Below are 12383 nucleotides of genomic sequence, written 5' to 3'. Positions count from 1 at the left end.
TTTTGTCCGTGCACGGCGGCGATCTGTTCGACCCCAGTAAAGGCAGCTCACCGCATTTGCATGCCCCGTTGCGAGCAGCCGTGCGTTGGATGCTGCGTGCCGCTGATGACGTGGTCGGCCAATCGCGCGACACAGTCCGGCATGTCACCGACCTATATGGCGTGCAACGACCGGTCGAATTGATTCCGCTGGGCATCGATCGCCCGCCGACGCTGACTGCAGCCTCTCGCCAGGATCTGGGGTTGCCGCCCGATGCATTTGTGACGATCACCATCGGTCGCTTGGTCTCGCGTAAAGCGACCCCGCAGCTCATCGACATGTTTGCCGCCAGCCAGATTCCCAATGCACATCTGGTCATCGTCGGTGACGGTCCGGACGCGCCGGCGGTCGAACGACGCGCCAGCGAGCTGGGCATTCGCGACCGCGTGCACATGCTTGGACAGGTGTCGGATGCAGAAAAGTACGCCGCGTTGTCGGTGGCCGATGCCTTCATCACCGCCAGCCAGCACGAAGGCTTCGGCCTGGTGTTCCTGGAGGCGATGGCATTCGGCTTACCGGTGCTGTGCTACGACCGCGGCGGTCAAACGGATTTTCTGACCACAGGCGAAACCGGCCACGTGGTGAAGCTCAACGATCAGGAGTCGTTCGTGCACGCGCTGCTCGAACTCCACCGAGATCGCGAAGCGCGCGAACGCTATGGGCGCAACAACCGGCAATTGGTCGAGCACTATTTCATCGACACCTGTGCCGCGCGCTACGAACACATCTTCACAGCCGCTATTGAACGCCGCGCCGGCACCCCGAAGGGCCTCACCTCGCCGTCCTCCTAGCGCCATTTCTAGAGCTATTCGAACCATGTGCGGCATTGCTGGCATCATCAACACCGACCCGCAGCGTGAGCAGGCGCTGAAGCGCATGCTGGGTGCGCTCGAACATCGCGGACCGGATGGCGAAGGCATCTATCACGACCAACAAGCGACGCTCGGCCACCGCCGGCTGTCCATCATCGATCTGGCTGGCGGTCAGCAACCGCTGTACAACGCCGATCGTTCGCTGGTGTTGGTATGTAACGGCGAGATCTACAACTACCGCGAGCTGCGTCAGCGCCTCGAACAGGACGGTCATCGCTTCCTCACCAACAGCGATTGCGAAGTCATTCTCGGCTTGTATGAGCGGCACGGCGAGCAATTGCTGGAGCACTTGCGCGGCATGTTCGCTTTCGCGCTATGGGATGTGAAGCGTCAACGCTTGCTGGCGGCTCGCGATCATCTCGGGCAGAAGCCCTTCTTTTACAGCCTCGGACAAGGTTTTGCCTTCGCCTCCGAGATCAAAGCACTGCGCGCGCTCGACCGTGGTCAGCCGCGCATGAATCTAGCCGCGCTGGATCAGTATCTTGGGCTGCGTTTGATCGACGCACCGCTGACCATGTTCGAAGGCATTCACAAATTACCGCCCGGGCATGTGCTGTCTTTGCAGGCCGGCCAATCGCCGCAGATCCGCCGCTATTGGCAGCTGCAACAGAATCCCAAGCTGGCTGGTAACGAAGAGCAATTGCTGGACGAGCTGCAAGCCAAGCTCCAGGAAACGCTGCGGCTACACATGGAGAGCGACGTCCCGGTTGGCGCGTTCCTGAGCGGTGGCATGGACTCGAGCCTGCTGGTCGCCATGCTCTCCCGCGATCTGAAGGTGAAGCAGCTGCCGACCTTCACCATGGGACTCAGCTATCAGCGCTTCGACGAGGCGCCCGCGGCGCGCGCCATCGCGAAGCTGTTTGGCACCGATCATCACGAAGAGCGCGTCCAGCCTGAGATCGCCACTCATCTGCCCGACCTGGTCTGGGCTCTCGACGAGCCTTCGGATCCCCTATCGCTATGTACCTGGCTGCTCGCACGCTTCACACGTCAGCATGTGAAAGTCGTCATCGGCGGCGACGGCGGCGACGAACTGTTCGGCGGCTACGATCGTTACTACGGCAACTTGTACGCAGCTCAGTACAGCCGCTTGCCGGAAGGGTTACGCCGCAAGCTACTGGCGCCGGCAATGGCCATGATTCCCGAATCCGGTTGGTACAAGAGCCTCGGGCATCAGCTGCGCTGGTTGAATCATTTGTCGTTTCACTCGGGCAGCGCCCGCTATGCCGCCAGCCTGAACTACTTCTATTTCGACGCTGAGCGGCGTCGCAAGCTGTACTCGAACGAGGTTCAAGAGCGCTGGCCGAACTTGGATGCAGAAGCTGCCATCCGCACGCCGTACGAACAGTCTCAGGGCGGCGAGCTGGATCGCATGCTGTACGCCGACAGCTTGGTGCGCCTACCCAATCATCCCGTGATGATTACCGATCGAATCTGTATGGCGCACGGCCTGGAAGCACGCAGCCCATTCATGGATCACGAGCTAGCCAACTTCGCCGCACGCCTGCCAGCATCGATGAAGGTGCGCGGCGGCACGTTGCGATACATCCAGCGAAAACTTGCGGCGCGCTACCTGCCGGCTGAAGTCCTGGATCGACCCAAGCAGGGCTTCTCCTCGGCCTTGCCGTACTTGTTACAAGCCGAATACACACGCCTGTACCAGTCCTGCTTGAGGCAATCGCAGCTGGTCCAGGATCGCGTGCTCGATCGGCAGGCCATCGCCGGCCTGGTCGACCAGCATCTGGCCAAGCGAGCCGATCATGGCAACCGGCTGTGGCTGCTGATCAACGCCGAGATCTGGTATCGCATGGCCATTCTCGACCAGTCCAAGGAAGACTTGCGTCGTGAGCTGGTCGCCGACGAGCGCGGTACTCGTCGCGCCAGCTAAGCGAACCGCAACGATGAAAACCTGGCTGCGGATCGGTGTGACGCTGGTGTTGTGCGCGTTGCTGCTGATTTACGTCGCCGACATTCATTTGGTGTTCAAGACACTGAGCCACTGCGATCCGTTATGGGCCGGTGTCGCGGTGCTGGCCTTCCTGTTGGATCGCGTGTTGATGAGCTACAAGTGGGGGCTGCTGCTCAAGATCCGCGGCTACAGCATCTCGCTCGCGCAAAAATTGATGGTCTACTGTAGCGCCATGATGTGGGGGCTCGCGTTGCCGAGCACCGTGGGTGCCGATGGTATTCGCGTGATGCTGGTGCGTCGTTTCGGTGTGCGTGTCGATGACACGTTGGCGACTATCCTGGTCGAGCGTGGCATCGGTTTCATCGTTGCTTTGCTGACTGCGGTCGGCAGTTTGATCGTGCTCCGAGCCATGCTGCCGTTGGAGCCGGTTTACGACTACGCATTGGTGTTCGGCGTTGCTGGCCTGCTGGGAGCCATCGTGATCCTGGTGTTCTCGTTCACCGATCGCGCTTTGAACTCGGTGCTACGACTGATTCCGAAACGTTTTGCCGACAGCACGGCGGTGCGACTGCTGGGACGGCTGCATGAAGCTTACGTTTCGCTGGCTTCGGATCGACGACGGATTGCGGCATTCTCGGTGCTGACGCTGGCCGAACATATCATGGTGATCATTTGTTACGGCTTGGTCGCCCGCGCGCTGGAAGTACCGTTCAATCCGATGTTCATGTTTGCCGCCGTGCCGCTGGCAATCTTGGTTTCGCGCCTGCCCATCTCGCTGGACGGCATTGGCGTGTACGAGGGAATATTCATCGCCATCATGGCATTGGGCGGCGTGAGACCGGCGGACGCGCTGGCCGTATCGCTTGCGGCCCGCGCCCTGCAGATCGTCGTCTGGTTACCTTGGTGGCTGATGCTCGCGGCACGCACCGGCATGCGTCCGCCGATCGAGCCTGTGACACCGTCGGTGCCCGGGAATTCATCCAGTGTCGGGACTTCGTCATGAACGCCAACAGCTCCGCGTTCTCCGCCAATCGTCCGCCACGCTCGGAAAGCCCGCTGCGTGCGGATCTGAGACGTCGATATGCGATGACTTCCGGTAGCAAACTGCGGCGCGTGCTCACATGCGCACGCGCTCCCGGCGTACATGCGGTGCTGGTGCTGCGATTCGGTCAATGGAGCCGGCGCCGGCACAAGCTGCTGCGCATTCTGTTCGACCCGATCTACGCCATCCTGGATTTTTTCATTCACGTGCTGTGGGGTATCGAGATTCCACGCAGCGCTAAAATCGGCCCGGGCTTGTACATCGGGCATTACGGCGGCATCACGGTTTCATCCATTGCCGTGATCGGTCGCGACTGCAATCTGTCTCAGAACATCACCATTGGAGTTTCGGGTGCCGGAGCCAAACGTGGCGCGCCGACGCTCGGCGACAATGTCTATGTCGCGCCAGGCGCGCGCCTGGTCGGCAAGATCGTGATCGGCAACAACGTGAAGATCGGCGCCAACGCCGTCATTCACAAAGACCTGCCCGACAATGCCATCGCGGTGCTGGATCCCGGCTTCAAGATCATTTCTTATGCCGGCAACCGTCTCGTCAGTGATGACGGCGAGCACGACGCACCGCCTTAGAAACGACGAGGCCCCGGGCGACTTACGTCATCCGGGGCCTGCCCCCTGAGCCAATCAAGCAACTCCGTTCGCGGGAGCTTCGAGTCAGCGAGCGTACGAGTAGTACGCTGCTTCGTCTTGCGCCTCGGATCGATTCAACACCACCCCCAGCAAATTCATTTCCTGGAGCATCTCTTTGGCGCTGCGCAGAGCATCACGATTGGTGGTGCCTTCGGCAACCACCAGCAACATCCCGTCGACCTGCGGGGAGAACGCCAGCACATCGTCAGAAGCCAACACCGGCGGCATATCGAATATCACGATTCGACGTGGCATCTCCGCTTCCAGCAGCTGAACCAACTCGCTCATGCGCGGCGAGGTCAGCAGGTCCGAAGCATTGGAGACCGCCTGGAAATTGGGAATCACCGTCAGCCGCTCCATGCTGCTCGGGGTATAGGCGATCTGTTCCATGGTCGCATCGCCTAACAGGAAGTCGGTCAACCCGCGTTCGCCGTGACTGTTGTTCAGGCCGATGTAGTCGGCCACTTTGGGCCGCTGCAGGTCCAGGTCGACCAAGAATACCGAGGTGTTCGAATCCTGCGCCAATGCCATGGCCAGGTTGATGGCCGTGAGCGTCTTGCCTTCGCCTGGAGTAGCGCCGGTCACTGCAAAGGAATGCCATTGATTGGCTTCCAGTCTGCGCAACATGCGGGTGCGCAGGATCTTGTAGGCGCGCAAAGCGCCGGGATCGATGAGCTGCGGCAGAATATTGTTTTCTTCCAGCACGCCGCGATCCAATGTAATCGGCTGAAATCGCCGTACATTGGCGGCTTCAGAGGCCGGCGGTGGCACACGCCGCAGCCGAGGCCGGCTACCGGTCGCCGCCGGCTCCGTCTGAGCCGAACGGTGGTAGCGCTCCGCGGTCTTGCGCACTGCCTCTTCAATGATGCTCATTTGCGTCTCTCGTATCTTCCGATAACTGCGCCCAATCGATCAGGCGCTTAGGCAATCAATCTCACGGCGACGGCAAAAACCATGACCGCAATAACCGCTGCGGCTGTAGCAGCATACGCCGGTGCGGACGATTTGCGACCGCCACTAGCACGTTTAATCACCGGTACCGCGGTCAGCGGCGCGACACCCAGGATGTCCTCGATGTCACGAGCGCCACGGACCGTCGCATCGAACAGCTGAGCCATGATGACCGAGGTGAGCGCAGCGATTGCGGCCAGCACGACCGCGATGATGGCGATGGCGGCTCGTTTCGGCTTGGCCGGCTCATCCGGAGTCTTGGGCGAGGACTTCACGCGGAATTTATCGGCGGTACCGCCGGCGATGGCGGCCTCGCTCACTTCGGCGTCCATCTGACGTTTCAGCAACTCGTCGTACTTGGCGCGAGCACTGGCGAGATCGCGCGTCACTGCCTGATATTCACGTTCGACTTCAGGAGCCGCACCGATGCGACCTTCCAAGCCACTCAGCTTGGTGCGCAAATCCATGGCTCGCGCCTGTAACGCCGCCAACTGCGTGTCGGTGGCGTTCAGCTGAGTCTGTAACTGCACGGCCATGGGCGAGTCAGCCGACACGCTGATGTTGGCTGACTCACCGGAGGCGATCCGAGCCTCCAGCGACTGAATGTTTCGATTGATGCGCTGGACGTCGGGATGATCTTCGCTGTAGCGCTGACGTGCTTCGGCCAGGATGGAGCGCTGTGTCTGCAGCTGCGCCTGTAGCGACGCGCCGGCCGCTGGGCCGCCTGCCTTCAGCTGATCGATCTGACGACGCAGCATGATCAAGTCGGGATGGCTTTGATCGTATTGCACGCTCTTGCGCGAATATTCCTCTTCGAGGGCGCGCAGATTGGCCGCTTCAGGATTAGCGGCTCGTGCCTGCTGTAGCTGGGACACGAGGAACACGCGCTCTCGGCGCAGTGCCTGCATCTGAGTTTCGACGTCGCGGATATCGCCTTCGGTGCGATCCATGACGTTCAAATTCATTTCATTGAGTTCGGGCAACTTGCCGGCGTTCTTTTGTTTGAACTCGGCCAGCTTGGTTTCCAGCCCGGAAACATGGGTCCGAATACGCTCGGCTTCGCCGGCAAAGAACTTGGCTCGGCCGCCGGCCTGACGCTGGCGATCGTTGCGATTCTCTTGCAGGAACGCATTGACCAGCCATTCCGCGCCCTGCTGAGCACGCTCCGGATCCTTGTTGTCGTAAGCGACACTGAAGGCCGTCACCACGTCGCGTTCGCGACCGGTGTTGGGATCCAGAATCGGCACGGTGACGATGTCCACCTTGATGTCGCCGCGCAGATCTTCGAGCGCGCCGGCGGGATCTCCCGCCTGGCCGTCGTAGAGCTGCTGCTCGGCCAACAGCTTGGCCAGATTGCGATCGCTCAGAACCACCGTGCTCAGACTGCGCACGTATTGGTCTGCGTATGGCGATTCGTCCGGATCCTGGCCGAGCGCGTTGGGGTTTTGTTTCAGATTCTGGGCGCCCTCCAGCTCGATCTGCCCGGACGAGCGATACACGTCCGGCAGGGCCAGCGCCAAGGTCGCGCCGATGGCGATGATGGGCAGGCCCACCATCAGCAACAGCTTGCGGCGCTTACGAAGGATGCTCAGATAATCGCCGACGCCGGCGCTGTCCGGCTCGTGGCCGGTCGAGGGTGCTGCTGAGGTCTGCATATTGGCTGCGGTTATTGGCTCACGACCACGTGTAAGGCGCGTTGCTCATTGGGCCCGTTTGGGTTCGTAGACGATGCTGATCAGGAACGAACTGGCACTGCGATCCGAGGGCTCGTCTTGGTATTCCTGCCACCGATAGTTATAGCTGCCGAGCAGCGACCATTGCCGCTGCCAGCGCCATTCGAAGCCGAGCTCGCCAATGGCATATTCGCGCTTCGGATAAGTGCCGTCCTCGATCTGCTCGTCCCGCTGCAAGCGTGCCCCGGCGCGCACGGCAAAACGCTGCGAAACGTCGTGGTCGATCCTGAGACGCAACTGATGACGCTCCACAACAGTTCCCGCCGACACCGGCCCGACGCTGCGGATGAAGTCCAGAAACAGCCGATTGCGCTGAGTGGCCCACTGGCCGCCGGCCCCGGCGATCACGTTGGTGTCGCTGGCGCCGTTCTCTGGCTTGGTGTTCTGGGCGCCGACTCGGACATACGCTCGCGAATTGGCCGAGTACTGGGTATTCCATTCAAGCTCACCGCCGTAGGCATCGGTGGTCCGGTTGGTGTCGTACTCCGAGGCCAGGGCTCGAACCATCAACGCCGAACGCGGCGAGGTCAGATAGCCGAAACCGACACCCGCACCGTACTCGCTGAAATCCTGTTGGGCGCCCGCCAGCTGGTTGTCGAAGTCAGCCCGCAGATAATGCGCGTCCAACTCCATGCGGTAACGCTGTGACAGGTCATAAGCAAACGACGGCGCGATCCGGAAGAAGTCGCGACGATTGCGCTCCACGAATTTGCCCGAGTCGCCGGTGTCGGGTTCGCCCAGGCCGCCACCCGAGGTCGCTTCCGGCAATTCGCTGCGTGTGACGTCTTCCTGCTGATACAGGAACGGCACGTTGATACGCCGGCGCGGTGTGACATCGGAGAAGCCGGCGGTCAGGTAATAGTCATGGGAATCTTCGCTCTTCTCATCCGGGAAGTAAGTCGCGTTGATCCGCGGCGTGATCTCGAAGTTGGTGCGCGGATCGATGGTGCGAAACGTGACACCCACATCGGCTTCAGCACCGGAGACTTCGACTTCCTGACCCGGTAGATACAAACGATAGTTGTCGCTGTAGCGATAGCCGGCCTGCACGCGGGGCGCAACTTCCCAGTTCGCAGCAGTGGCCGTCACCGCAGCCAGCGCCAGCGGTAATCCGACCCACTGCCTACCGATCCATTGTTTACGGGACAACAACGATGTCTCCTGCGATCAGCTCGATGTTGGTTTCCAGACGCTTGCCGCGCACCACTTCGGGATAACGGAACGCCATGGCCGTTTGTTTGTCGCCCTGCCCGCGCAACACGATGATGTCGTTGGTGGCGGCGAACGGCGTCATGCCGCCGGCCATGCTCAACGCTTGCATGATGTTGACGCTGGGATTGACGATGAACTCACCGGGTTTGTTGACTTGCCCGAGCACGAAGATCTTGTTGCCCTTGATCTCTTGCACCGACACGGTGACCACCGCGCCGGAGATATATTTGGTCAGTCGCTCCGACACCAGCTTGTTGAGATCGGCAACCGTCTTGCCGCGCGCGTCCACTTCGCCCACCAATGGAAACGAAAATGCGCCGTCGGGTCGCACCAGCACCTGACGCTGCAGGTCCGGCTCCTTCCACACCGAAATCTCCAAGGTGTCGCCGGGCTTGATCACATAGGACGCCTGCTGCGCGTGCGCAGCACTCAGGCCCAACAGCGACATCGCCAGCATCCCTAAAACCCAACGCATTCTCGCCATCGATGTCCTCCAGTCATAGCACTCATCGCGTTGGCCTGTCCTTTGCAGGTCACGTGCCAACGAACCAACGTGTCGTTCTCTGGCTGCAGTAGCACGTGGATACCGGGATTCACCGCCGCGTTGTTACTGCGACCATGAAATGGCGCGCTTGTGAGAAGAGTTCCTGCAGAACTGGTGGATCGCGAAGGCCAGCACTGCGGAGCTAGGTTGTAAGAACGTTGGGAAATACAGGATGAGCGGTGCAAAAGTTACAAACAATGTGGACTCTGCCGAGGGCTCTTCCCACATGGGCGTCTCTGTGAGCAATCCAGCCGAAATGCCGCGCCCACGGCTGTCGGTCATCGTGCCGCTCTACAACGAGCAGGAAAGCATTCGTCCGCTGTACGCAGCCATCGTGCAAGCGCTCGGCGATATCGGTTGTAGCTTCGAAATGGTGTTCGTCGACGACGGCAGTCGCGACGATACGGCCGAAATCGCCCGGCAAATCGCCCGCTTCGATTCGCGCGTGCGGCTGGTGAAGTTCCGTCGCAACTATGGCCAAACTCCGGCGATGGCCGCCGGCATCGAGCATGCGCGCGGGGAGATCCTGGTCACCATGGACGGCGATCTGCAGAACGATCCGGCCGATATCAAACTGCTGCTGGAACAGATCGAAGCGGGTTATGACATCGTGGTGGGCTGGCGTCACAACCGGCAAGACAAACTGGTGACGCGCAAGATTCCGTCACGCATTGCCAATGTTTTGATCGGCAAAGTCACCGGCGTGCCGATTCGCGACAACGGCTGTTCGCTGAAAGCGTTCCGCGCCGATTTGATCAAGAGCATTCCGCTGTACTCGGAAATGCACCGCTTCATTCCGGCGATGGCGTCGATTGCCGGCCCGCGGGTTGCGCAGATTCGAGTACGCCATCACGCGCGCCGTTACGGCCAGTCTAAGTACGGCCTGTCGCGTATTTATAAAGTTTTGTTGGATCTGATGGTCATCAAGACCGTCACCACGTTCGCGTCGCGGCCGTTGCGCTGGTTCGCATTGTTATCGGTGCCGCTGTTCCTGAGCGCTTTCCTGATGCTCGCGCATACGTTCGTTACTTTGGTCACGGATCGAGCCCAGTTGTCGCTGCCCCTGGCCGGCACCGGGGTTATTTTTTTAGCGTCGGCCACGATCCTTTTGTGTAGTGGCGCGTTAGCAGAGCTGATCTATTCCCGCGGCGACATCCGCGACAACGAGTTCTTCCGGCTGACACAAACCATTCAGCGTAAGCGCCCCGACATCGCCCAGACGCGCCCGACGCAACCAGCGACGACCACTACATCATGAGCACTCCGAACCCCTCGCTGCCGTCCATCTCCGTCATCGTGCCCGTATGCGGGCGCCGTGCGGAGTTGCGGTCGCTGTATGCGCAGTACAAGGCAGGCATCGATACCGTCGGCCTGCCGTTCGAGTTCATTTTCGTCATCGACGGCGCGCGCACCGATGCCAGCCGTGCGCTGGAGGAATTGTTGCACGAAGGCGAAGACATCACTGTCATCAGTCTGACGCGCAGCTTCGGCGAGGCGGCATCCTTGATGGCCGGCTTCGAGCGCGCTTCCGGCAGCGTCATCGTCACTTTGCCGGCTTATCACCAAATCGATCCGCAGGACCTGCCCAAACTGGTGGCGGCGCTGGGCTCTTCCGACATGGCCATCGGTTATCGCTCACCGCGCTATGGCAACGCTTTGGATCGCATGCGTCGCAGCGCCTTCCATGGTCTGGTCAATTTCGTCACCGGCTCGCGTTTGCAGGACCTCGGCTGCGGTGCGCGTGCCATGCGCCGACAGGTGTTCGAAGAAATGGACCTGTACGGCGATCAGCATCGCTTCATGGCCATTCTGGCCGCGCGGCTGGGCTTCCGTGTCAGCGAAGTAGCGCTACGCCAATCGCCCAAGGATCGGCTGGGGCGCGTTTATCGGCCCAAGGAATACGCGCACCACGTACTGGATCTGTTCAGCATCTTTTTCCTGGTGCGTTTCACCAAGCGGCCGCTGCGGTTCTTCGGCATGTTGGGTGCCGCCACCTTCGGCATCGGCGCAGCAGTGATCGCGTTCCTCAGCGTGCAACGCTTGTTCTTCGACGAGAAGCTCGCGGATCGACCGGCGTTGCTGTTGGGTGCGCTGCTGGTGGTGCTGGGTATGCAAGTGTTTGCGCTCGGCCTGCTCGGCGAGCTGATCATCTTCACTCATGCTCGCGGCATGAAGGACTATCGGGTCCAGGAAGTGATTCAGTATCCCGAGACGGTGGCTTCATCGGTCGAAGTCACCGACGTGGAGCCCACCGACGGCCGCAGCAGAGAGATCCGGCAGACGGCGCCACCGGCGATGACCGCCTGAGAATCCCCGGGCGCGCCGCTCGGCTCCGGCGCGTCACCCAAGCTCATTGCTGGCGCCATGCCGGCGGTAATGGTGAGCTTCACATCGTTGAGCACCGCCGCCGGCAACTGATCGGCTTCGGCAGTGGAATAAACCATGCTGACTTCCGATAAGCGTCGGATCGCACTGGCAGCCAGATGCCCCGTCAGAAAACGATGGGCATGATGGATCAGGATACAGTGCGGCCGGCCGGTCCGATCATGCAGGGCTTGCATCTGTAACAGCAACGCGTCGACGAACACCGGTCGCGTCTCGGGCGGTAGCGCGGCCAGATTGATCTCGATGCTGTGAGTGGGCGCCTCCAGAGCCGCCAGCACATCCGTCAGGCGAGGCGCTTCATGCGCATCACCCCAACTGCTCATACTCGCGAATGCGCCGCGTGGCGAGGCTGCTGGTGCGGCTCGGTCGGCACCGATCACACAGCACTGGTAATCCTGCTGCATCAGTTGGTCGAGCAGCCGGTTGCAAACCAAGGTGCGCGCGGTTTCATCCGAGCCTGCGATCAGTACGGAATCCTGACAAGGCGACAACGCGATTTCGCTGTCGTCCTCACCCTTGCCCAGAATCACCCGACGCCGAGGCACGGACGCAGCGAGATCGGTTGCGATCAGATCGCGCGCCAGCTCCAAGAAGCCGTCGCAGAACGACCCTTCGGTGACCCGATCCGCCGCTTGTTTGATCGACTCGGCGGCATTGTTAACGACCACCGCATGTTCGGCGGAAGCCAACAGAGGCAAGTCGTTCTCAGCGTTACCGATAGCCACCAGGTTATGTCGCGAGACGCCGAGCTCACGCAGGGCTGCGTTCACGCCCGAGGCCTTGTCGATGCCAGGCGGCAGAATCAGGAGCGCCTCGTCGTTGGTCACCACTTCGTAGTCCAGGTGCAACTGGAGCTTCCGCAAGGCTTCGCGCGCCGAGTCCAGATGGGTCGCACTGGTACTGATGATGGAACTGCCGACGGCGATGGGGGCGACCTGCCGGCGGCGTAACTCCTGCAGCAGGATCTCTGGCGGCGCCTGGCCAAGAATCTCGGATTGCCGATTGGCGGTTCGATGCAGGACTGCGCCGTTCTCGGCGACGATGTAGTC

Annotated in this window: 11 protein-coding genes; 6 read left to right on the top strand and 5 right to left on the bottom strand. The window is 61.0% G+C overall.

What is annotated here, in order from left to right; all coding sequences use genetic code 11:
• The 4 genes from JNL55_RS25075 to JNL55_RS25060 form a co-directional block, all read left to right on the top strand.
• On the top strand, nt 1-830 hold an 830-nt coding region (locus tag JNL55_RS25075; protein ID WP_293860747.1), incomplete at its 5' end, for a glycosyltransferase family 4 protein.
• A gap of 25 nt (nt 831-855) precedes the next feature.
• Nucleotides 856-2799: an asparagine synthase (glutamine-hydrolyzing) gene (gene asnB / locus JNL55_RS25070; RefSeq protein ID WP_293860744.1), complete on the top strand. Its 1944-nt coding sequence runs from the start codon at nt 856-858 to the stop codon at nt 2797-2799.
• Between the two features lie 13 nt (nt 2800-2812).
• Complete coding sequence (locus JNL55_RS25065) at nt 2813-3823, top strand: lysylphosphatidylglycerol synthase transmembrane domain-containing protein (protein ID WP_293860741.1); 1011 nt, start codon at nt 2813-2815, stop codon at nt 3821-3823.
• Nucleotides 3820-4449 carry a serine O-acetyltransferase gene (locus JNL55_RS25060; protein WP_293860738.1) on the top strand — a complete coding sequence of 210 codons (630 nt, stop codon included), beginning with the start codon at nt 3820-3822 and terminating at the stop codon, nt 4447-4449. The genes JNL55_RS25065 and JNL55_RS25060 overlap by 4 nt, the downstream gene beginning before the upstream one ends.
• An 84-nt stretch (nt 4450-4533) precedes the next feature.
• Here the strand turns inward: JNL55_RS25060 and JNL55_RS25055 are convergent, their stop codons facing one another.
• From JNL55_RS25055 to JNL55_RS25040, 4 genes are read right to left on the bottom strand one after another with little or no spacing between them, the layout of a single operon-like run.
• Nucleotides 4534-5382 (bottom strand): CpsD/CapB family tyrosine-protein kinase, encoded by an 849-nt coding sequence (locus tag JNL55_RS25055; protein ID WP_293860735.1) that lies wholly within the window; start codon nt 5380-5382, stop codon nt 4534-4536.
• 47 nt (nt 5383-5429) lie between these two features.
• Entirely contained in the window at nt 5430-7115 is a 1686-nt protein-coding gene (locus JNL55_RS25050) for a GumC family protein (RefSeq protein WP_293860732.1), read from the bottom strand.
• Between the two features lie 45 nt (nt 7116-7160).
• Nucleotides 7161-8345, bottom strand: coding sequence for a hypothetical protein (locus JNL55_RS25045; RefSeq protein ID WP_293860729.1), 1185 nt, complete (start codon nt 8343-8345; stop codon nt 7161-7163).
• Nucleotides 8332-8889: a polysaccharide biosynthesis/export family protein gene (locus tag JNL55_RS25040; protein ID WP_293860726.1), complete on the bottom strand. Its 558-nt coding sequence runs from the start codon at nt 8887-8889 to the stop codon at nt 8332-8334. Before JNL55_RS25040 ends, JNL55_RS25045 begins: the two co-directional genes overlap by 14 nt.
• A gap of 298 nt (nt 8890-9187) precedes the next feature.
• Here JNL55_RS25040 and JNL55_RS25035 point away from each other — a divergent pair, with 298 nt between their 5' ends.
• Together JNL55_RS25035 and JNL55_RS25030 are read left to right on the top strand one after the other, a co-directional pair.
• Nucleotides 9188-10207 carry a glycosyltransferase family 2 protein gene (locus tag JNL55_RS25035; RefSeq protein WP_293860723.1) on the top strand — a complete coding sequence of 340 codons (1020 nt, stop codon included), beginning with the start codon at nt 9188-9190 and terminating at the stop codon, nt 10205-10207.
• Nucleotides 10204-11256 carry a glycosyltransferase gene (locus JNL55_RS25030; RefSeq protein WP_293860720.1) on the top strand — a complete coding sequence of 351 codons (1053 nt, stop codon included), beginning with the start codon at nt 10204-10206 and terminating at the stop codon, nt 11254-11256. The genes JNL55_RS25035 and JNL55_RS25030 overlap by 4 nt, the downstream gene beginning before the upstream one ends.
• Here the strand turns inward: JNL55_RS25030 and JNL55_RS25025 are convergent.
• The coding region (locus tag JNL55_RS25025; RefSeq protein WP_293860717.1) for an HAD family hydrolase at nt 11148-12383 on the bottom strand (1236 nt) is incomplete at its 5' end. The two genes, JNL55_RS25030 and JNL55_RS25025, sit on opposite strands and share 109 nt — an antisense overlap.

Origin of the sequence: Steroidobacter sp. (assembly GCF_016790065.1) — a bacterium.
Classification (GTDB): domain Bacteria; phylum Pseudomonadota; class Gammaproteobacteria; order Steroidobacterales; family Steroidobacteraceae; genus Steroidobacter.
The sequence above is the reverse complement of the archived record's forward strand: the minus strand, read 5'-3'. Positions and strand labels throughout refer to the sequence as shown.